Consider the following 20,528-nt stretch of genomic DNA (forward strand, 5'->3'; position numbering starts at 1 on the left):
GCTAGCAAGGTGAGAAAAATAAAAAACGATGGGTGGGGTGGGTGTCAAGTTAAACATGACAAGATGTTACGAAAACGTCATATTTATCAGCGTAAAGCCCTATTTGTTCGCTTTGTGCGCGATTTTTTGCGGTTTTGATCATTGCATATGTTCGAAAAAATTGACGAATAGGACGTTGCCAATTCACGCGTCAGGCGTTTCCTAAAAACGCTATTTCTACCCCTTGGCCATCACCCCGGAAGGGTGTCGGTGATATTCTTCCGCTGCCACGTAGCCCTCGGCTGCGTGCACGCCCATATGGACATCAATCGGTTCTATTCATGAAGAAATCAGTAGGCATTCTTTCCGGCCTGGCCATCGCCATTGCCGTCGCAACCACCGCGGGCGCCTGGTACACCGGCAAGCAACTTCCGGCGGAGCTGGAGCGCTCCGTCAAGCAGGCCAACGTACAGCTTGAAAAAGCCCTGGTCGGCATTGGCGGTAGCATGACCGTCGAAGTGGCCTCCCTCGAGCAGCACTTTTTCAGCAGCACCGCGCACTATCGCGTCAAGGCCAAGGATATTCACCTGTCCGATGGCGAAACCCTGAGCTTCGATCTGGGTGTCACCGACCAGATCGAGCATGGCCCGTTCCCATGGTCTCGGGTGAAAGCGTTCAAGCTTGTGCCAGTGATGGCGGCCAGCAACAGTGCGCTGGACAAGGACGACTCGACCGCAGCCTGGTATGCCGCGGCAGGGGACAAGGCGCCCCTGACGTCGCACACCAGCCTCGGTTATGACGGCAGCGTCGAAGGCACCCTATTCCTGGCCCCCGTGAAGGTGACTGAGGACAATGGCTCGACCCTGGACTTCTCAGGTATGCAGTTGGCGGTCAGTAGTGACCGGGAAGGCAAGGCATCGAAGTTCCATGGCACCGCCGAGCGTTTCGAGATGAAGCTGGTGGGCGACGATCATCCGCCTGCCACGTTCGAACTGAAGGGGTTGGCTGTCGACGGCAACCTCGCCGCCACCGAACACGAAGCACTCTATGTCGGCAACTTCGATCTGTTGCTGGCCGAGGCCAAGGCGACCTTGGGGCTTAAGCAGGAAGTGCTGATGCTCAAGGGCTTCGAACAGAAAGCCGTGCAAGCGCTGGATGGCCCGGACACCATTGGTGGTCGCGTGGACTACAAGGTGCAGGACATCACCTGGGATGGCCGCGCAGTGGGCAGCGCGCAGATGGCGATAAGCCTCAAGTCGTTGAATGCCCCGGCCATGGAGGCACTGTCGAAGTGGTACCAGGCGCACCTGCCGGAATTCCAGGAGGCAGCGGAGGCTGGCCAGGCGGTGCCGGTAATCCAGATGGACGAGGCGGAAAAGGCCAAATTCCAAGGTGACCTGCAGCAGTTGCTGGCATCCAAGCCACAGGTGGCCCTGGAGAACCTGTCGTTCAAGACTGCCAATGGCGAGAGCCGTTTCAGCCTGTCGATGGACTTCGCCAAGCCCGACTCGTTCGACCTGCCGCCCGACCAGTTGGGCAAGCAGTTGGTTACTGAGGTGAAGGGCAAGCTGTCGCTGTCCAAGCCCATGATCGGAGACCTGGCTACCCTGCGGGCGCTGCTCGAGGGCCAGACGGATGCCCAGGCGATCGCCCAGCAGTCGAGCCAGGCCGGCGAAATGGTCGGCATGATGGCGCTGCAAAGCGGTATGGCGACCGTGCAAGGCACTGATGTGGTGTCGAGCCTGCACTACGCCAACGGCATGGTCGACTTCAATGGCAAGAAGATGACCGTCGAAGAGTTCGCCATGATTCTCGCGGCGCACTTCGCGTCGATGCAGCCTCAGGGCTAAACCCACTCTTTGGGGCGCTGCTGCTGGCCTTGTTGCAGGCTGCGCCGGCTCATACGGGTAACCACAGCCTTCAGGGGGGGCACCTGTTGGAGCAGGCGCAGGCCGCAATAGGCCTGCACCGGCAACACAAAAAACCGCTTTTGAATTCCCTTGATTGTCTGTAGCCTTCGGCGTCCGATAATAATCCGCGCCCGCAGAGGGCCGTGGCGGCATGCCTGCCGTCCGGCACCGCTAGCCGATCTGCCAGGGCCGGGTGATACACTCGATATGACGCGCATGCGCGCCCGCAGGTCCAGCGATCATGACCCAGATTTCCGAACGCCTTTTGGTTCAGGCCCATCTTGACGCCAAGCAGCCCAACCCGCTGACAGCCGAGCAGGAGGCCGAATACCGTGCGGCCATCGCCGCCGAGCTCAAGGCCCAGAACGCCGTTCTGGTGGCTCACTATTACTGCGACCCGGTCATCCAGGCGCTGGCCGAAGAGACCGGTGGCTGTGTGTCCGACTCGCTGGAAATGGCGCGTTTCGGCAAGAATCACCCGGCCGAAACCGTGGTTGTCGCCGGCGTGCGCTTCATGGGCGAAACGGCCAAGATCCTCACGCCGCAAAAACGCGTGCTGATGCCGACCCTGGAAGCGACCTGCTCGCTCGACCTGGGTTGCCCGGTCGAAGAGTTCTCCGCTTTCTGCGACCAGCACCCCGAGCGCACCGTGGTGGTTTACGCCAACACCTCCGCCGCAGTGAAGGCGCGTGCCGACTGGGTGGTGACCTCCAGCTGCGCCCTTGAAATCGTCGAAAGCCTGATGGACAACGGCGAAACCATCATCTGGGGCCCGGACCAGCACTTGGGGCGGTACATCCAGAAGCAGACCGGGGCCGACATGCTGCTGTGGGACGGCGCGTGCATCGTCCATGAAGAATTCAAGTCGCGTCAGCTGGCCGATATGAAAGCGCTTTATCCGGACGCTGCCATTCTGGTTCACCCGGAGTCGCCGGAGTCGGTCATCGAGCTGGCCGATGCGGTAGGTTCCACCAGCCAGTTGATCAAGGCTGCCCAGACCCTACCGAACAAGACCTTCATCGTCGCCACCGACCGCGGCATCTTCTACAAGATGCAGCAGCTGTGCCCAGACAAAGAGTTCGTCGAAGCGCCCACCGCGGGTAACGGCGCCGCTTGCCGCAGCTGCGCACATTGCCCATGGATGGCCATGAACACCCTGGAGCGGGTGCTGGATTGCCTGCGCAAGGGCAGCAATGAAATCTTCGTGGACCCAGCGCTGGTGCCGAAGGCGATCAAGCCTTTGAATCGCATGCTGGACTTCACCCAGGCGGCGCGCCTGAAGCTTTCCGGAAATGCTTGAAACCTGATCGTCGGCAAGCCGGCGCCTACAAGTGCTATGCCTGTAGGTGCTGGCTTGGCAGTGATCGGGCGCTCGTCAGCGTCCCATCATGTCCTTGACCATCCGCTGCTGCTCCATCACCTCGCGCTGGCGCTGGTCGATCTGCGCCGCCAACGGGAAGTTGCTGCCCGCACGGCGCTTGGCGTAGTCGAGCTGCTGGATCGCCTGGTCGAAATCGCCCACCAGGGTGAAGTACTCCGCGCGGGCGCGATGCAAGCCAATGGTATTGCCTGACAGTCCGCGAACTTCAGCCACGTCGTACCACACGTCCGGGTCGTCCGGGCGGCTCTTGAGCAGGTCATCCAGAACTTTTTCCGCCTCGGCTGGCTTGCCCTGCTTGACCAGCAGGTCGGCACGCACTTGTTTCAACGGATAATTGCCCGGGTACAAACCGCGCATCCGCTCCACCCGCTGCATGGCATCGGCCAGGCGGTTGTTGGTAATGTCCAGGTCGATCTGCGCCAGGTTGTAGGTGATGTCGTTGGGTGCCTTGGCCAGCAGCGGCTTGAGGTTCTCCCGCGCTTCATTGAGTTGGCCGCCCTTGATCTGCGCCAGGGCCAGGCCATAGCGGGCGGCGTCCATGTTCGGATTTTCGTCGAGCTGGGCGCGGAAGCGCTTGGCTGCAAGGCCTGGGGTGCCTTCGTAGGTCAATGCCACGCGGGCGCGGATCAGTTGGTAGCGCAGGCTGTCTTCCACCCCCCCCTTGGGCGCCTGTTCGGCGCGGTTGCGGGTGTCGGCGATACGCGACTCGGTCACCGGGTGCGTCAGCAGAAATTCGGGTGGCTTGGCATCGTAGCGGTACTGGCGCGCCAGGCGTTCGAACATCGATGGCATGTTGCGCGGGTCGTAGCCAGCTTTCTCGAGGTTCTGGATGCCGATGCGGTCGGCTTCCTGCTCGTTCTGCCGCGAGAAACGCCGTTGCTCCTGAATGGCCGCTGCCTGGGTGCCGGCGATCACGCCGATGCCGGCATCGCCGCCACCACCTGCGGCCAGCACGATACCAGCCAGCAGCGCTGCCATCATCGGCAACTGCATGCGTTGCTGGGCCTCGACGCCGCGGGCGAAGTGGCGCTGGGACAAGTGCGCCAGTTCGTGGGCCAGGACCGAGGCGTATTCGCCTTCGGTCTGGGCATTGAGGAACAGGCCACCGTTGACCCCGACGATGCCGCCAGGCGCTGCAAAGGCGTTGAGTTCGCGGCTGTCGATCAGAATGAACTCAAGGCGTCGGTCTTGCAGTTGGCTGGTTTCGGCCAGCCGGTACACGCTGGTTTCGACGTAGTCTTTGAGTTGTGGGTCGTTCAGCTGGTTGACGTTGCCGCGCAACAGGCTCAGCCAGGCGCGGCCAAGCTGGTGCTCCTGCTGCGGCGAGACGATTGCTGAACTGGCGTCGCCCAGTGACGGCAGGTCGTCGGCGTGGCCGGGAAGGGCCATCAGGCAGGCCAGCGTCAGCAGGGTAGGGCGCAGTAGATTCATGCACGAAGCTCGCGTCGGATCAAAGCCCCTACTGTAGCCCGCTCACACGTTGGCGACCAGTGGCGGTATCCTAGCGAACCTGCCTGACCAAGCCTCTGGAGACGCCTGCAATGAGTGACACCCTGACCTGCGACGCCGAACTCGACGCCAGCGGGCTGAACTGCCCGCTGCCCCTGCTCAAGGCGAAGATGGAGCTTAACCGCCTGGCCAGTGGCGCGGTGCTCAAGGTGGTCGCCACCGATGCCGGCTCGCAGCGCGACTTCCGCACTTTTGCCCAGCTGGCCGGTCATACCCTGCTGCACGAAACGGCCGAGGCCGGCGTCTTCACCTACTGGCTGCGCAAGGCCTGAGTCTCAATCAAGGATCGTCAATGTTCAAAGTGCTTCGCGACTGGATACAGCGCTACTTCTCCGATGAGGAGGCGGTGGTGCTGGCGGTCCTGCTGTTCCTGGCCTTCACGGCGGTGCTGACCCTTGGCGGCATGTTGGCGCCGGTGCTCGCGGGCCTGGTGCTGGCCTTCCTGATGCAGGGGCTGGTCAACGCCCTGGAGCGCCTGCGGGTACCTACGCGGGTGGCGGTAAGCGTGGTGTTCGCGCTGTTCATGGGGGCTTTGGCGGTGGTCCTGCTGGTGCTGGTACCGTTGCTCTGGCACCAGTTGATCACGCTGTTCAACGAGTTGCCGGGGATGTTGGGCAAGTGGCAGTCGCTGTTGCTGCTGTTGCCAGAGCGCTACCCGCACTTGGTCTCGGATGAGCAGGTGTTGCACGCCATCGAGTCGGTGCGCGGTGAAATCGGCAAGTTCGGCCAGTGGGCGCTGACCTTCTCGCTGTCCAGCCTGCCCTTGCTGGTCAACGCCATGATCTACCTGGTGCTGGTGCCGATTCTGGTGTTCTTCTTCCTCAAGGACCGCGAGTTGATCGCCCGCTGGGTCAGCGGTTACCTGCCGCGTCAGCGCAGCCTGCTCAACCGGGTTGGCAGCGAAATGAACCGGCAGATTGCCAATTATATTCGCGGCAAGGGCATCGAGATCCTGATCTGCGGCATTGCCACTTACATCGCCTTCATCAGCCTGGGACTCAACTATGCCGCGCTGCTGGCACTGTTGGTGGGGCTGTCGGTGGTGGTGCCCTATGTCGGAGCGGTGGTGGTGACCGTGCCGGTGACGCTGATTGCGCTGTTCCAATGGGGCTGGGGTGATCAGTTCATCTACCTGATGACGGTGTACGCGATCATTCAGGCACTCGATGGCAACGTGCTGGTGCCGTTGTTGTTCTCCGAAGCGGTGAGCCTGCATCCGGTGGCGATCATCTGTGCGGTGTTGCTGTTCGGCGGGTTGTGGGGTTTCTGGGGGATCTTCTTCGCGATCCCGCTGGCGACGTTGATCAAGGCGGTACTGGATGCCTGGCCGCGGCAGGAGCCTAGCGTTTCGCCGATGTTGTAATCTGGGGGGGCTGCAGGGCAGCCCCATCAGGCTCAAGCCTTGTTCAATGCCTGGGCCGCCGCCAACACGGCGTCCACATGCCCCGGCACCTTCACCCCACGCCATTCCTGGCGCAGCACACCGTCCTTGTCGATCAGGAAGGTGCTCCGGTCGACGCCCAGGTACTCCTTGCCATACAGCTTCTTCAGCTTGATCACGTCGAACAATTGGCAAAGCGCCTCGTCCTTGTCGCTGATCAGCTCGAACGGGAAGCCCTGCTTGGCCTTGAAATTCTCATGGGACTTGATGCCATCGCGGGAAACACCGAACACCACGGTGTTGGCGGCCTCGAAGGCTGCGTGCTGGTCACGGAAACCCTGGCCTTCGGTGGTGCAGCCCGGCGTGCTGTCCTTCGGGTAGAAGTACAGCACCACTTGGCGGCCCTTGAGCGCAGCGAGGCTCACGGCCTGGCCACTGGTGGCCTGGGCCTGGAAATCGGCGACGGGTTTGTCGAGTTCTACGGCCATGGGAAGCTTCCTTACATGGGGTTCTGTGGGCGCCAAGGCTCGATCAAGGCATCCAGGTTCAGGGCATCGGCGAAGTCGAGGAACTGGTCGCGCAGCCAGCTGATCTGGGTGCCGGCCGGCAGGATCACGGTGAACTGGGCATTGAGCATGCTGCTACCGGTCTGCGGCGCCAGGTAGGTGTCGCAGGTCAAGGCTTCCAGTTCGACGCGGTGGTCAAGGAAGAACTGGCACAGCTCGCTGATGATATCCGGGCGGTAGGCGGCGCTGATGTAGGCGACGTATGGCAGGGCCTGGGGGCGTACCTCCTGGTCGGCGCTGCGCACTACATCGAGGGTCAGGCCGTGTTTCTTGCCCAGGCCCGGCAGCATGGCTTCCAGGCGCGCCAGGGCATCCCAGCTGCCACCGACCTGCAGGACCAGGGCGCTGGTCTCGCCATGGCGGCTCAGGCGCGAGGTGACCACCGCGCAGCGGTTTTCGAAGGCGGCGCGGCTGAGGACATTGGCCAGCTCCATGGGGTTGGGCCCCAGGGCGCTGATGACGAGGAATTGTTCGCGGACGGTGGGGGTGGACATGCAGCATTCCTAAAGCGATGAGCGGTCGGCACAGGACGGGCGAAAGCCTCCGGTCGACAGGGCCCCGGGCTCGCATGCGAGGTCGCGGACGCTGGCGGGGAGCAGGGTCGACGGCCCGGCGGGCCGTGCTGCACCGATCAAAGGATCAAGGGTAGCGAAAACCGACGCGAAGGGGAATGCTCCGCCCGCCTGCTTCGCTTGTGCAAGGCCGATGCCCCCAGTACCATTACCGCTCTCTTTTTCCGGCAGGAGCAGTTACATGATTGCGGGCAGTATGGTGGCATTGGTCACACCCATGGATGCACAAGGGCGTCTTGATTGGGACAGCCTCGACAAACTTGTAGACTTCCACCTGGAAAACGGCACCCATGCGATCGTCGCAGTCGGCACTACCGGTGAGTCGGCCACGCTGGATGTCGAAGAACACATCCTGGTCATCAAGCACGTGGTCGAGCGCGTCAAGCACAGCAAGAAGCCGATTCCGGTCATCGCCGGTACTGGTGCCAACTCCACCGCTGAAGCCGTGCACCTGACCCAGAACGCCAAGAACGCTGGCGCCGACGCCTGCCTGCTGGTGGTCCCGTACTACAACAAGCCGACCCAGGAAGGCCTGTACCAGCACTTCAAGCACATCGCCGAAGCCGTCGACATCCCGCAGATCCTCTATAACGTACCCGGCCGCACCTCCTGCGACATGCAGGCCGAGACCGTGATCCGCCTGTCGAAGGTCAAGAACATCATCGGTATCAAGGAAGCCACTGGCGACCTGCAGCGTGCCAAGGCCATCCTCGATGGCGTCGACAAGGACTTCATCGTCATGTCTGGCGACGACCCGACCGCTGTCGAGCTGATCCTGATGGGCGGCAAGGGCAACATCTCCGTTACCGCCAACGTCGCCCCGCGCGAAATGGCCGACCTGTGCGAGGCCGCCCTTGAGGGCAATGCCGAGAAGGCCCGTGCAATCAACGAAAAACTCATGCCGCTGCACAAAGACCTGTTCTGCGAGTCCAACCCGATCCCGGTGAAATGGGCGCTGGTGGAAATGGGCCTGATGCAGAAGGGCATCCGCCTGCCGCTGACCTGGCTGAGCGAAGGCTGTCACGAAAAAGTCCGTACTGCCTTGCGCCAGTCCGGCGTACTGGTTTAATCGAGGAAGTACACCGCATGAAGCGACTGGCTGGTCTTTCCACGCTCGCCCTGATCATCTCCAGCACCAGTGGTTGTGGCTGGTTGTGGGGCGAGGATGGCTATTTCCGCGACCGCGGCAGCGACTACCTGCAAGCGCACCCGACCGCGCCGATGCAGCTGCCGCCGGACGCCAGCAACGTCAAGCGCCTTGACCCGCTGTTGCCGATCCCCCGCAACGTCGCCGACGACCGCGCCACTGGCGAGTTCGAAGTGCCACGTCCGCAACCACTGACCGCTGCGGCCGAAGCCAGCGACTACAGCCTGCAACGCAGCGGCAACAGCCGTTGGGTGCTGGCCCAGCACTCGCCTGCCGAGGTGTGGCCGGTGGCCCGTCAGTTCTTCGAGGACAATGGTTTCCGCATTGCCGAAGAGCGCCCGCAGACCGGTGAATTCAACACCACCTGGCAGCGCTTCGACGAACTGTCCGCTTCGCTCGGCCAGCGCCTGGCGAGCACCGCCAGCAGCGGCGACAGCGAAGTGCGCGTACGTGTTCGCATGGAACCCGGCGTGCAGCGCAACACCTCCGAGGTGTACGTCGTCAGCGTCGAGCGCCCGGCCGGTAGCACCGCCGAGCCTGACTTCCCGTCCAGCTCCAGCAATACCGGCGCCGATGCCCTGCTGGTCGATGAAATGCTTGCCAGCATGAACCGCAGCGCCGAGAAGGGCGGTTCGGTTTCGCTGCTCGCGGCCCGCGACTTCGATGCTCCGAGCCGCGTCAGTCTGAGCGAAGACGGCAGTGGCAACCCGGTGCTGTACCTGGGCGCCGACCTGGACCGCGCTTGGTCCAGCGTAGGCCGTGCCCTGGAGCAGGGTGGCGAGTGGCGTGTCGAGGACATCAACCGCAGTCTGGGCCTGTACTACATCAACCTGTCGGAAAAGCCTGAAGACAAGCAGAACGAGCCTGGTTTCTTCGGCCGCATGTTCGGCAGCGAGCCAACCAAGGAAGAACGTGAAGCCCGTGCCGAGCGTTATCAGGTCCGCCTGAGCAAGGTGGGCGAGAGCGTGCAGGTAACGGTCGAGAAGAACATCAACACCGTGGCCCCGGCCGATGTTGCCCGCCGCGTGCTGAGCGCCATTCAGGACCACCTGGGCTAAGTGCGCTTCGCGGTACTCGGAAGCGGCAGCCAGGGAAATGGCACGCTGATCGCCAGTGGTGACACCTTCATCCTGGTCGATTGTGGCTTTTCCCTGCGTGAAACCGAGCGACGCCTGGCGCTGCTCGGTGTGTCGCCGGCCCAGCTGAGCGCGGTGCTGGTGACCCACGAACATGCCGACCACGTGCATGGGGTGGGCTTGCTGTCACGGCGCTACAATGTACCGGTCTATCTCAGCCAGGGCACCTTGCGCGGTTTGCGCAAGCCGGTGGAGGTGGCCGGTTTTCTCGCCTGTGGCGACTGCTTGCGTATCGGCAGCCTGGAAGTCAGCGCGCTGCGGGTCGAGCACGATGCATTCGAACCGTTGCAGTATGTGTTCAGCGATGGGCGCCGACGGTTTGGCATGCTGACCGACCTGGGGTCGTACGACAGGCACCTGGTCGAGCGTTACCAAGGCCTGGATGCATTGCTCATCGAGGCCAACCATTGCCGCGACCTGCTTGCCCGCGGCCATTACCCGCACTTCTTGAAGTTGAGGGTCGGCGGCAGCCAAGGACATTTGAACAACCACCAGGCAGCAAACCTGGTGGCCGAGCTGGGCTGGCAGCACCTGCAACACCTGGTGCTGGCCCACCTCAGCAGCAAGAACAACCTGCCACAACTGGCCCGCCAGTGCTTTGTCGACACCCTTGGGTGCGACCCGGACTGGCTCCAGGTGGCGAATCAGGAACACGGGCTCGACTGGCGTGAAATCGCCTAGCCCAACAACTCAAGCAAGCGGAGCCCTCCATCATGGAAAAACGCGACGAACTCTACCGCGGCAAAGCCAAATCGGTTTACAAGACCGACGACGCCGACCGCTTGATCCTGCTGTTCCGTAACGACACCTCGGCGTTCGACGGCAAGCGTATCGAACAGCTCGACCGCAAAGGCATGGTGAACAACAAGTTCAACGCCTTCATCATGCAGAAACTGGAAGAAGCCGGCGTGCCGACCCAGTTCGACAAGCTGCTGGGCGACAACGAGTGCCTGGTCAAGAAGCTGGACATGATTCCGGTCGAGTGCGTGGTGCGTAACTACGCAGCGGGTAGCCTGGTCAAGCGCCTGGGCGTGGAAGAGGGCATCAAGCTCGAGCCGTCCACCTTCGAGCTGTTCCTGAAGAACGACGAGAAGGGCGACCCGTTCATCAACGAATCCCACGTCGTTGCCTTCGGTTGGGGCACCGCCGAGCAGCTGGCAGAGATGAAAAAGCTGTCGCTGAAGGTCAACGAGGTACTGACCAAGCTGTTTGACGACGCAGGCCTGCTGCTGGTCGACTTCAAGCTGGAGTTCGGCGTGTTCCACGGCCAGATCGTCCTGGGCGACGAGTTCAGCCCGGACGGCTGCCGCCTGTGGGACAAAGAAACCCGTAAGAAGATGGACAAGGACCGCTTCCGCCAGGGTCTGGGCGACGTGATCGAAGCCTACGAAGAAGTTGCCAAGCGCCTGGGCGTGCCGCTGTAAGGCGCATGTTCACGCAAGCGCCTGATACCACGCGATTTTTTTGCAAATAAAGGTTTGCGTTTTCAGAATTCGCTGGTATGATGCGCGGCATTGGAGAGATGCCGGAGTGGTCGAACGGGACGGATTCGAAATCCGTTGTACTGGCAACAGTACCTAGGGTTCAAATCCCTATCTCTCCGCCATACATGTGAAGCGCGAAACCCCTGATTCCTGATAAGGAGTCAGGGGTTTTGTGTTTTTGGGGCGCGTTCAGGGTCCGCGTTTTACCCGGCCACTGCAGGCCCTGCCATTACGTCTTGTACCCCATCCCCTGAAAGACGGCCCCGTCTCGAACGTGGTGGTTGCACCACGTGGGTATTGCGCATTTCCCGAAGTCGGCTAAATTGTACAAAAACCTATACAAAAATTAGGTGTTGTACATGTATTGCGAATGGCCTTTGACGTTGTACTTCGACGGTGCTTGCCCACTGTGCGCCAGGGAAATCGCTTTCCTGCGGCGGCGGTCGACGGGGGGCAGGCTGCTTCTGGTAGACATCGGAGATGCGGATTTCGACCCCGGATCGTTGGGCGTCACTGTCGAGCAACTGAAGGCTTCTTTGCATGGGAGGTTCGCCAATGGGCTATGGGTCACCGGCTTGGACGCGACCCTATGGAGCTGGCGGGCCGCAGGGGTGGGCATGTATGTTGCGCCACTGGCCTGGCGCCCTTTACGCCCACTGCTTGCCGGTTGTTACAGGCTTTTCTGTCGCTTGAGGCCACACTTGGCGTGGCTACCCCATCCCGACGGTGCTCTTCGTTGCACCCGTGAGGCGTCCAAATGTACCCATCGTTAGCTGCGTATTACCGCGACATTCTTATCGGCATTGGAGAAAACCCGCAGCGCGAAGGGCTTTTGGATACGCCTCAGCGTGCGGCAAAAGCAATGCAGCACCTCTGCAACGGTTATACCTTGAAGCTTGACGAGGTCATAAACGGTGCTTTGTTCGAGTCTCAGAACGATGAAATGATCGTGGTCCGTGACATTGAGCTTTATTCACTGTGCGAACACCACTTATTGCCATTTATCGGCAAGGCTCATGTCGCCTACCTGCCGACAGGACGGGTGCTCGGCCTATCGAAGGTTGCTCGTGTGGTCGACATGTTCGCGCGTCGTTTGCAGATACAGGAAAACTTAACGCGGCAAATCGCCTGTGCCATCCAGGATATTACCGATGCTGCCGGGGTGGCAGTGGTTATTGAAGCAAAGCATATGTGCATGATGATGCGCGGTGTCGAGAAGCAGAACTCCGTCATGCTGTCATCTGTGATGTTGGGCGAATTTCGCGACTCACCGACGACCCGACAAGAGTTTCTTCAGCTCATCGGGCAGAAATAACTGACACCGGTATGAAAAGAAGCGTCTGGTTGACTGGTCCATTGGGTGCCGGTCGAAGAGGGTCATTCAAATGAATTCAGTATCTACCCCGTTATCGCCCAGCCGCTTTGCTGTCCTTGGTTACGGCGGTTTGCTGCCGTTTATTGGATTAACGTTGCTTGTCCTTTTTTATGCTCAATACCGGTCGTTGTGGTCGGCTATGCTGGTGAGCTATGGCGCTGTGATATTGAGCTTCATCGGCGCCTTGCACTGGGGATTCGCCATGGCCGTGCAGGGTATGCTCGCTGAGCATCGTCGAGCGCGGCTCGTGTGGAGCGTCATACCTGCCCTTGTTGGTTGGGTCAGTACACTTGTCGCCGTGCCATTGGGCTGTTTGATGTTGACTGCCGGTTTTATCGTTCATCTTTGGCAGGACCAGAAATTGGCGCAAGCGTTGCCTCGATGGTACTTGCCGATGCGAGGGTATTTAACCCTTGTGGTGAGCCTCTGCTTGCTGCTCAGCGCATTTGCCGTGTTGTTTGAGTTCTAGCCGATCTACATGGCGGAGCCCGATCGGCTTGCACGAAGACGCCGTGCACGGCGTGCGGGCGGATGTTTTCAGCGCCAGCCCATCATCCAGGTCTCTGAGTCGCGCAGTGTTCGCCAATCCAGCCATTGGCTACGGCCACTGTGCACCGCTTCCAGTTCGACACGCAGCAAGATGCCATCGTCGTCGAGCTCAAGGTCCGTCACCAGGAAGTGCTTTTCTTTATTCTCAGGGTGCCGCGCGGTCCATTTGGAGAGCTTTAATTTCGCAGGTGCAATGCGATTCATCAGGCGGTCCTCCGGTGGGCTGTTGCAGTGTTGATCGAGGCTAAACCTGTACAAGGTCAGAGCACGATATAGTCGCTGTATTGCCGTAAGCCGTCATGGGGCCCTTCGATCAGGTGCACGTAACGGCCGTTCACCCACTCAATCGGCAAACAGTCGTCGACTTCCAGTACCGTATCGATATGCTGCTTGAGCCAGTTTGCCTGCAGGCGTCGTTTGCCCAGACGCTTGGCCTCTGCCTTGTCCCTGGCCACCACCAGCAGGTAACGGTGGGCCTCGCCAAACACCCCGTCCTCATAGCCTCCAAGGTTGATGAAGAACAGTCGAGGGTCATCCGACCCAGGCGCCGCCTGACTGAACTCGACGCGGTAGTGGTCGACACCGCTGACTTCGATCCACGAGTCGATGTGCAGGCCCTGGCGGCTCCCGAACCAGCCTTGGCACAGTTGTGGGTACGTTTGCTCGAGTGAGTCGGCCTGTGCAAACAGCACGTCGTGTACCTCGATACGTGCCCGTGGATGGCGACCACCGAGCATGACTATGTACAGCATGAGCGAATCCTTCTTTCCGGCTTGGCCTCGTGCGGTGCCCAGGCCGTTGCCTGACCGGGGGCACTGCGCATGGAAATCTATGCAAGTAAGTATAATATCTGTACGTGGTGCTATATTTGTACAGAATTATGGGGTGCTGCTCGTTGGGCTGCGGTCGGCGGGCGGCACTGGACGACTGGATGCACCTCATGGATGACGACACCCTGATCAGCCGCCTCGAACGCAAGCCGACCAGGCGTGGAGAGCGGTCGATCCAACCTATTTTCCGCCACCTGTCCGAGGGTACATCATGAACTTGATCGCGCTCACCCAACTGGTATCGACCGGCGAAGCAAAGGAATTGGAACTGTTGTCGCTGGAGGGTGGCTTCTACGTCCTCCGTGCCTTGACCGACGCCGGTCCCGTGACATTGAGCGATGCCCATGGGCAACCGGTTCGCGTGCGCTCGACGACCGAGCTGCGGCACTTGCTGGCCGACATGCCACCGATTCCCTGCATGTTGGTCCAACAGGTGGTGCACGACGAGATGTGCGGGCAGCGTAACGGCCCCGCTGCGCCGCTGCGTGTCCCGATAACACTGACCAGCCAGTGGTAGCCTGAACGCTGCGCCTGTGCAACGTGATTCACTGTTATCAGGCGGTACACCGCGGACAGGAACACGTCCGCATCCGTGTCAGCGGGTGGCGATTTGCGTCTGCAACTGTCCGCCGACAATGGATAGTTCTTTGAGCTGTTCCCCCTCGCGCAGTACGAATAGCGCGTCCATCCCGCGTTCCTGAGCCAGGCGCGGGCCTTCGGTCTCGCCCAGGACCATGAGCGCCGTGGCCCAGGCATCGGCGAGCATGCACGAGGCCGCCACCACGGTGACGGCGGCGAGCGGACTGCACAGCGGCGCGCCGGTGGCCGGGTTCATGGTGTGAGCATAGGACTGACCGGCCACGTCGACCCAGTGTCGATAGTCGCCGGAAGTCGCGATTGAGGCATCACTGAGTTCCATCACGCCCATGACTTCACGCACGCCTCGTTTGGGCTTTTCCAGGGCCACGGCCCAGCTTTGGCCGTCAGGTTTGAGACCGCGGGCGCGCATCTCGCCATCGATACCGACCAGGTAGCGAGTGATACCCAGAGTCTCCAGGCAACGGGCCAGTTCATCCACGCCAAAACCTTTGGCGATGCCACTCAAGTCAAGGTTCAACGGCTCGCGCTTGAGCACCTGATTGCGTTGTGGATCAACCACCAATGCGGCGCTGGCTAACAGCCGGGCGCCCGGCGTCAGGGTGCCGATCGCCTGCGCGGTGACCGTCTGCTTCCCTGGGCCGAAGCCCCAGGCGTTCACCAGGTCACCGACAGCGATGTCGAAGGCACCGCCGGATTGCTGGCTGACGTGCAATGCAGCAGTCAGGACCGTTGTCAGTTCCTTGGGCACCGGCACCCATTGCTGCTCGGGGGCTGCATTGAGGCGGTTGAGGTCCGAGTCGGGTTTCCAGGTAGACATCTGCTGATCCACCCGGGCCACGGCGCGGGTCAGGCGCAACCTAACTTCGTCGATATCGAGCCCGGCGGCGGCATAAAAAAGGGCGGTATAGCGGGTACCCATGGTTTCGCCGTTCAGGCTGTAGCGCTTCAGTTCAGTAGACATCTTCACGGTAGCGTCCTTGTGCCCTGAGGGTCAGTACACTGAGGTTAAGCGGCGCCAATACTTCATCAAGGGCCTGCTTGACGCCCTTGGCCATTTCGCGGCTGCCACACACCAGTACTTGGGCACCTTTTTCAAACAGCCTGCGCAAGGCCAGGGCATCGCTGATCAGCCTGTCCTGCACGTAGCTGCGGTCCTGGACCTGAGAAAAGGCGGCTCGCAGTGCCGTTAGGCGGCGGTCGGACAAATATTGGTTGAGCTGCGGTTCGTAGAGAAAGTCCGAGGCTGGGTTGCGGCCGCCCCAATACAAGTGCATCGGGTGTCGGGCCTTGTTGTTGCGGATAAAGCCGGCCAGAGGACCGATACCGGTACCGGCGCCGATCAGGATCACCGGGTGCACGCCCGACGCGGGACGAAATTGCGGGTTGGGCTGGATGAAGGCTTCGATCTGCGCGCCGATGTCCAGGCCATGAAGATACTCCGAGCACAGGCCAGCGGTGTGTTTACGCACACAGATCTCCAACGTGCCGTCTTGGGAACCGCTGGCCAGCGAGTAGAGGCGGGGGATTGGGCTGCCCGGGGGGAAAATCCCTACCAGGTCGCCGGCCAGGAAGCCTGGCAGTTCGCCGCAAGCCTTGAAGCGCAGGATATGGGTAGGTGCGTTCACTTCTTCGCCATAGGTGATCCGCTCTGTCAACTGCAATGAATGGGTACGCGGCTGTTGCGGGGTGTGAACCAGTGCCAACTCCTGTCCCAACACGTCGCTCAACGCGTGGCCCCAGCGAGCGAACTCCTGAGAAGACTGGCGGTTGATGGTTTCCAGTCCCAGCAATGGCGAGCCACCGGCCTGCACCATTGCATCCTGCACTTGGTACGCGTACTGACAGAACTGCGCAAACTGGCGATCGCCCAGGCCCAGCACTGCGAAGGGCAGGCCGGGCTTGAGGCCGGTTTTGGCGAGCCGCGCGAGGAACTGCGAAGCCGAAGCCGGCGCATCGCCGTCTCCGTGGGTCGCTGTGAGGATGAACACCCGTTGGGCATTACGGTAATCGGCCGACCATTCATTCATCGCCGTGCTGTGCACTTGATGGCCACTCTGGTGCAAGGCGTCATGCAAGGTCTTGGCAAAACCCCAGGTGCTGTTGTTTTCACTGCCAACCAGAATCACGCTGTCGGCGGAGTGAGCCGGGCTGTTGTGGCGGATGCTCGGGCCGGCTTTGCGGCGGCGCCACCATAACACTATGCCGGTCACGCTCATCAACGGCACGCAGAGGGCGCATAGCCCCAGCGGCAGGCCCAGCCACCAGAGGCCTTCGCCTGTGTGCAACTGGTAGACCAGTTCGTAGAGGTTGTGCATCGAATCATGCGTTTGATAGGACAGTAAGGCGCCGCTGGCCTGGTCCACATAGCCGTCGCCCTGGCCCGTGCGCAGGGAAAACACATCGTGGGGGTTGCCGGGACTCGGGTAGACCAACTCTCGCAGGTCGTTCAGGTCGGTGGCCTGCAAGGCTTGCAGCTTCGCCACCGGCAAAGCCGGGCCGGCATTGAGGTGAGTGGGGAAGGCGGGTTCATGTTGATTGCCCTCAGCGATCAAACCAAAGGTGGTGGCGGACATATAGAGCCCGGTCAATGCCGACAGCAGCATCCCGAGCAAGGCCAGTCGCCCGACTTCAGCGTGCCAGCGCTGGCTGAAAGTACCCCGCAGCGGCCGCAGCAGGTTGTGCCAGCCACCCAGGCGCCGGGCCAGCAATAGCGCGCCGGACACTGACAACGTCAGTATGAACAGGGCACCGATAGCCGACACTCCATGTCCCGGTGTGCCGAGCAATAACGAGCGGTGCAGGTTTTTCATCCAGCGGGAGAACGCGGATGGTTCGTAAGGGGCGAGGCCTTGGCCGGTCAGAGGGTCGACCTTTTCCGCTCGGGCCTGGCCATTCTGGTTGTAGTAGACGATCACCGTGCCGGACGCTGAGCGTTGGATCTGCTCCACGCCTGTAAAGTGGTTGGCAACGCGATCTGCCAGTTGGGCGACGGTGCGTTCTCCGGCAGAGGTGGACGTGGCGTGTAGGCGTTCCAGCGCTGGCTCGACAGACAGGATCGCGCCGCTCATGGCCAATACCATGACCAACAGCGCGGCGATCAGGCCAGGAAGAGAATGGAACTGGCGAAGCATGTTCAGCCTCCAGCGGTGGCGGGTGTTACAGATCGTAAGTAAAGGTGTCGACGTAGACACTGCCGGCCGCGGGCTTGCCTGAGCCCTTGGACGTCAGGGGTACGCTCACATCGCCGCGGGCGTCACGTTTGTCCTCCACCGCGCTGTCGATGCGAATCTGATACCCGGCATCGATCAGGGTGTCTGCCAGTTCCACGCTGACGTTGAGCGTGCTTCCACTGCCGACACTGGCGCCGCTGACCCCATCGAACTCACTCGGGTTCATGCCGCTGCCACGGGCCCAGTCGCCCAAGTGTTTGTAATATTTGGCCTTCTTGCCGGCTACCCAGAGGGTTTTCTGATATTGGCCATTGGCATCGGTGACGTAGATCGCCAGGTAGGCATCGTTACCGCTGTAGTCCTTGAGTTGTGTGGTCAAGGCCACTTCGCGGGCCTGGGCCAGCGCCGGCAGCGCAATGGCGCCGACGAGGCAGGTTGCTGCAATGATCTTTTTCATGAAAGCGTCCTGTTGATCGTTGGATCGAGAGTCTGGACCTGCTTGCTGACAGCAACCTGAAACTCATCGACAGGTGAGGCGTCGTTCGGCGCGAGGGCTGCGGCCAGGGCGTAACCGCTGACCAGCAGGCTCAACTGCCTGGCATTGGCGATACAATCTGATTTCATGATCTATCTCCTGCCGGGGTCGGTGTCTGTGGCATACCCTAAGGTGCATTCCTGACAACCAGCTGAATCTTCAGATTCACGTCAGCTAGGACGATTAAGGTGCCGCCCGACAACCATCACAGGAGGTGTCAGATGCGAGTTCTATTGGTCGAGGACGCTCCAGGCTTGGGGGAAGCGGTGCGCGAGCAGATTGCCGATGACGGCCACGCCGTCGATTGGGTGCAGCGCCTGGATCACGCACGCACTAGCGTCCGTACTACGCCTTACGACTTGATTCTGCTGGACCTGATGCTCCCGGATGGGCTTGGCCTGGATTTTCTGCGTCAACAACGCTCGGCAGGGGAGGTGACGCCGGTGATCATCCTGACCGCACAGGACCAGATATCCGATCGTATCGCGGGTCTCAATGCCGGTGCCGATGACTACCTGGTTAAACCGTTCGACCTGTTTGAGCTCTCGGCCCGTGTAGCGGCGGTGGCCCGACGTTATAGCGGCAACCCCAATCCACAGATCAAGCTCGGCGACTTGCAGGTCGACATGAGTGCCCGTACGGTGCAGCGCAGCGGTGCGACGGTGGACCTCACGGCGCGGGAGTGGGCGCTGTTCGAGGCGTTTGTACAACGCCCCGGTGCGCTGCTGTCCAAATCGCAGCTTGAAGAGCGGCTGTATGCCTTCGGCGCCGAAATCGAAAGCAATACCATCGAGGTCTACATCAGCCGCCTACGTAAAAAACTTGGGCGCGACCTGATTGAAACCGTGCGGGGCATGGGCTACCGGTTGATGTCCGCATGAAGCCGTCTTCGAGCCTGCAAATACGTCTCGGCCTGGGGCTAACCCTGGGAATGACTTTACTCTGGCTGCTGGCGACAGTTGGTGCCTGGCTGGTGGTGCGACACGAGTTGAACGAAGCGTTCGACGGCGCGTTGGAAGAGACAGCGCAACGCATCCTGCCTTTGGTCGAGCTGGAAATCAGCAATCGGCAAGCGCCTCGGACTGCGCAGCACGTTGCGACCCTGAAAATGCACAAGGAATACCTGACGTACCTGGTGCGCGATGCCAAGGGCAAGATTCTGATGCAGTCTCACGACGCCAATCCGGAGATCTTCAATCGACAACCCACCGAAGGTTTTTCCACTTCTGAAAAGTACCGACTGTATGGCGCCAGTGCACTGCGCCAGACGTTGTTCATCGAGATTGCCGAACCGCTTGGTCACCGTCGCGAAGCCGCGCGGGAGGCCTTGTTTGCGTTGTTGTTGCCTTTGTTGGTGTTGATTCCTATCAGCCTGCTGGGCACCTGGTTATTTGTGCGTTTCAGCCTTGGCAGCGTGCTGGCTTACCGCCGTGCTATCGAAGCGCGTGGTGTGGGTGATCTGTCGCCGATCAAGGTGGAGCACCTGCCGGCTGAAATCGATCCGCTGGCTGAGGCGGTCAATCACCTGCTGGAGCGCTTGCGCAATGCCCTGGAGGCCGAGCGCAGCTTTACCGCCAACAGTGCCCACGAACTACGCACACCGTTGGCCTCGACCCTGGCGCAGATCCAGCGGTTACACCGTGAAGCGCCCGACGGTCCATTGCGAAGGCGTGCGCAGAAGATCGAGAACGCGTTGCGCGAGCTTTCACGGCTTTCAGAAAAACTCATGCAGCTGGCCAAAGCCGAGGGCGGCGGGCTGTTGTCCGAAACGCCACAGGACCTGATTCCATTGCTTGCCCACGGAGTGGACGAGTGGAACCAACGCAGCGGGCAGCGCATTGAGTTGCAACTGCCAAGCCAGACGGGTGTCTACTCGATCATCGACCCGGACGCCTTTGGCATTCTGCTGCGCAACCTGATTGAAAATGCGCTGAAGTATGGAGCAACGGACCAACCGGTCGAAGTCAGCCTGACCGAACAAGCACAGCTACGGGTTATCAATAGCGGCCCAACGGTGCCGAAGTCTACCTTGGAGCACCTGACCGAGCGTTTTGTGCGCGGTCACAGTGAGATCAGTGGTTCTGGACTGGGCTTGGCGATTGCCAAAACCATCGTGCAGGGGGTGAATGCCAGCATGAAATTGCGCTCCCCGGCAACAGGTCGAGAAGACGGGTTTGAAGTCTGCATCTGGTTACCGCTTGCCCCCAACCTAAAAGACTGAGATGTCACCGGCGTTCTATTGGTACCATGAATCAGCCCTTGCCGGGAGCACATCACGCCTTGGAAAACGGTAGGTTTTCTGGGGCTTTTCCGTGCTGCGGTCTGAATGTTTTATCCTCCCCAGCGCAGCTTCCTCCAGCAGCGCCTTGGCCATTGGGTCCAGGTCATGCGAGGCCCGGATGAG

Annotated in this window: 23 protein-coding genes and 1 tRNA gene; 15 read left to right on the forward strand and 9 right to left on the reverse strand. The window is 60.9% G+C overall.

Going from position 1 to position 20,528, the window contains the following annotated elements; all coding sequences use genetic code 11:
* Positions 1-320 precede the first annotated feature (320 nt).
* Positions 321-1,829, forward strand: a complete 1,509-nt coding sequence (locus tag H620_RS0111780; RefSeq protein ID WP_027907407.1) for a YdgA family protein — start codon at positions 321-323, stop codon at positions 1,827-1,829.
* 301 nt (positions 1,830-2,130) lie between these two features.
* Complete coding sequence (gene nadA, locus H620_RS0111790) at positions 2,131-3,189, forward strand: quinolinate synthase NadA (RefSeq protein WP_023381880.1); 1,059 nt, start codon at positions 2,131-2,133, stop codon at positions 3,187-3,189.
* Between the two features lie 75 nt (positions 3,190-3,264).
* Here the strand turns inward: nadA and H620_RS0111795 are convergent, their stop codons facing one another.
* Entirely contained in the window at positions 3,265-4,701 is a 1,437-nt protein-coding gene (locus H620_RS0111795) for a M48 family metalloprotease (RefSeq protein WP_023381879.1), read from the reverse strand.
* Between the two features lie 110 nt (positions 4,702-4,811).
* Here H620_RS0111795 and H620_RS0111800 point away from each other — a divergent pair, with 110 nt between their 5' ends.
* Both H620_RS0111800 and H620_RS0111805 read left to right on the forward strand, forming a co-directional pair.
* A complete protein-coding gene (locus H620_RS0111800) occupies positions 4,812-5,051 on the forward strand; it encodes a sulfurtransferase TusA family protein (RefSeq protein WP_023381878.1) in 240 nt (79 codons plus the stop codon).
* 20 nt (positions 5,052-5,071) lie between these two features.
* Entirely contained in the window at positions 5,072-6,142 is a 1,071-nt protein-coding gene (locus H620_RS0111805; protein WP_023381877.1) for an AI-2E family transporter, read from the forward strand.
* A 32-nt stretch (positions 6,143-6,174) separates the two neighbouring features.
* Here the strand turns inward: H620_RS0111805 and H620_RS0111810 are convergent, their stop codons facing one another.
* Positions 6,175-6,648, reverse strand: coding sequence for a peroxiredoxin (locus tag H620_RS0111810; protein WP_023381876.1), 474 nt, complete (start codon positions 6,646-6,648; stop codon positions 6,175-6,177).
* A gap of 11 nt (positions 6,649-6,659) precedes the next feature.
* Positions 6,660-7,220, reverse strand: a complete 561-nt coding sequence (locus H620_RS0111815; protein WP_023381875.1) for a glycine cleavage system transcriptional repressor — start codon at positions 7,218-7,220, stop codon at positions 6,660-6,662.
* Between the two features lie 259 nt (positions 7,221-7,479).
* On the opposite strand from H620_RS0111815, the gene dapA reads away from it, so the two are divergent.
* The 8 genes from dapA (at position 7,480) to H620_RS0111850 (ending at position 12,909) form a co-directional block, all read left to right on the forward strand.
* Complete coding sequence (dapA, locus tag H620_RS0111820) at positions 7,480-8,367, forward strand: 4-hydroxy-tetrahydrodipicolinate synthase (RefSeq protein ID WP_023381874.1); 888 nt, start codon at positions 7,480-7,482, stop codon at positions 8,365-8,367.
* Positions 8,368-8,384: 17 nt separating this feature from the next.
* Positions 8,385-9,503 carry an outer membrane protein assembly factor BamC gene (gene bamC, locus H620_RS0111825; protein WP_023381873.1) on the forward strand — a complete coding sequence of 373 codons (1,119 nt, stop codon included), beginning with the start codon at positions 8,385-8,387 and terminating at the stop codon, positions 9,501-9,503.
* On the forward strand, positions 9,504-10,262 hold the full coding sequence (locus H620_RS0111830; RefSeq protein ID WP_027907408.1) for an MBL fold metallo-hydrolase: 759 nt from the start codon (positions 9,504-9,506) through the stop codon (positions 10,260-10,262).
* Between the two features lie 32 nt (positions 10,263-10,294).
* Positions 10,295-11,005 carry a phosphoribosylaminoimidazolesuccinocarboxamide synthase gene (purC, locus tag H620_RS0111835; protein ID WP_023381871.1) on the forward strand — a complete coding sequence of 237 codons (711 nt, stop codon included), beginning with the start codon at positions 10,295-10,297 and terminating at the stop codon, positions 11,003-11,005.
* A 92-nt stretch (positions 11,006-11,097) separates the two neighbouring features.
* A tRNA-Ser gene (locus tag H620_RS0111840) sits at positions 11,098-11,187 on the forward strand.
* A 237-nt stretch (positions 11,188-11,424) separates the two neighbouring features.
* Positions 11,425-11,838 carry a thiol-disulfide oxidoreductase DCC family protein gene (locus H620_RS26465; protein ID WP_023381808.1) on the forward strand — a complete coding sequence of 138 codons (414 nt, stop codon included), beginning with the start codon at positions 11,425-11,427 and terminating at the stop codon, positions 11,836-11,838.
* Entirely contained in the window at positions 11,823-12,380 is a 558-nt protein-coding gene (gene folE / locus H620_RS0111845) for a GTP cyclohydrolase I FolE (protein ID WP_023381807.1), read from the forward strand. The genes H620_RS26465 and folE overlap by 16 nt, the downstream gene beginning before the upstream one ends.
* A gap of 70 nt (positions 12,381-12,450) precedes the next feature.
* Positions 12,451-12,909: a DUF3429 domain-containing protein gene (locus tag H620_RS0111850; protein WP_027907409.1), complete on the forward strand. Its 459-nt coding sequence runs from the start codon at positions 12,451-12,453 to the stop codon at positions 12,907-12,909.
* Between the two features lie 68 nt (positions 12,910-12,977).
* Here the strand turns inward: H620_RS0111850 and H620_RS0111855 are convergent, their stop codons facing one another.
* Positions 12,978-13,193: a TIGR02450 family Trp-rich protein gene (locus H620_RS0111855; protein WP_023381805.1), complete on the reverse strand. Its 216-nt coding sequence runs from the start codon at positions 13,191-13,193 to the stop codon at positions 12,978-12,980.
* Positions 13,194-13,249: 56 nt separating this feature from the next.
* Positions 13,250-13,741 carry a DUF1543 domain-containing protein gene (locus H620_RS0111860; protein ID WP_023381804.1) on the reverse strand — a complete coding sequence of 164 codons (492 nt, stop codon included), beginning with the start codon at positions 13,739-13,741 and terminating at the stop codon, positions 13,250-13,252.
* Between the two features lie 289 nt (positions 13,742-14,030).
* Between H620_RS0111860 and H620_RS0111870 the strand changes: the two genes are divergently transcribed.
* The gene (locus H620_RS0111870) at positions 14,031-14,336 is read left to right on the forward strand and encodes a DUF6482 family protein (protein WP_023381803.1); all 306 of its coding nucleotides are present in this window, start codon (positions 14,031-14,033) and stop codon (positions 14,334-14,336) included.
* A 78-nt stretch (positions 14,337-14,414) separates the two neighbouring features.
* Here H620_RS0111870 and H620_RS0111875 read toward each other — a convergent pair whose 3' ends face one another.
* From H620_RS0111875 to H620_RS26950, 4 genes are read right to left on the reverse strand one after another with little or no spacing between them, the layout of a single operon-like run.
* Complete coding sequence (locus H620_RS0111875) at positions 14,415-15,380, reverse strand: FAD:protein FMN transferase (protein ID WP_027907410.1); 966 nt, start codon at positions 15,378-15,380, stop codon at positions 14,415-14,417.
* A complete protein-coding gene (locus tag H620_RS0111880) occupies positions 15,370-17,550 on the reverse strand; it encodes a PepSY domain-containing protein (protein WP_023381801.1) in 2,181 nt (726 codons plus the stop codon). The genes H620_RS0111875 and H620_RS0111880 overlap by 11 nt, the downstream gene beginning before the upstream one ends.
* 25 nt (positions 17,551-17,575) lie before the next feature.
* Entirely contained in the window at positions 17,576-18,046 is a 471-nt protein-coding gene (locus tag H620_RS0111885) for a DUF2271 domain-containing protein (protein ID WP_027907411.1), read from the reverse strand.
* A complete protein-coding gene (locus H620_RS26950) occupies positions 18,043-18,213 on the reverse strand; it encodes a hypothetical protein (protein WP_155950781.1) in 171 nt (56 codons plus the stop codon). Before H620_RS26950 ends, H620_RS0111885 begins: the two co-directional genes overlap by 4 nt.
* A 132-nt stretch (positions 18,214-18,345) precedes the next feature.
* On the opposite strand from H620_RS26950, the gene H620_RS0111895 reads away from it, so the two are divergent.
* Both H620_RS0111895 and H620_RS0111900 read left to right on the forward strand, forming a co-directional pair.
* Complete coding sequence (locus tag H620_RS0111895) at positions 18,346-19,005, forward strand: response regulator transcription factor (RefSeq protein WP_023381798.1); 660 nt, start codon at positions 18,346-18,348, stop codon at positions 19,003-19,005.
* Positions 19,002-20,345 carry a sensor histidine kinase gene (locus tag H620_RS0111900; RefSeq protein ID WP_027907412.1) on the forward strand — a complete coding sequence of 448 codons (1,344 nt, stop codon included), beginning with the start codon at positions 19,002-19,004 and terminating at the stop codon, positions 20,343-20,345. The genes H620_RS0111895 and H620_RS0111900 overlap by 4 nt, the downstream gene beginning before the upstream one ends.
* Positions 20,346-20,528 lie beyond the last annotated feature (183 nt).

The sequence above is a fragment of the Pseudomonas taiwanensis DSM 21245 genome, from assembly GCF_000425785.1.
GTDB lineage: Bacteria > Pseudomonadota > Gammaproteobacteria > Pseudomonadales > Pseudomonadaceae > Aquipseudomonas > Aquipseudomonas taiwanensis.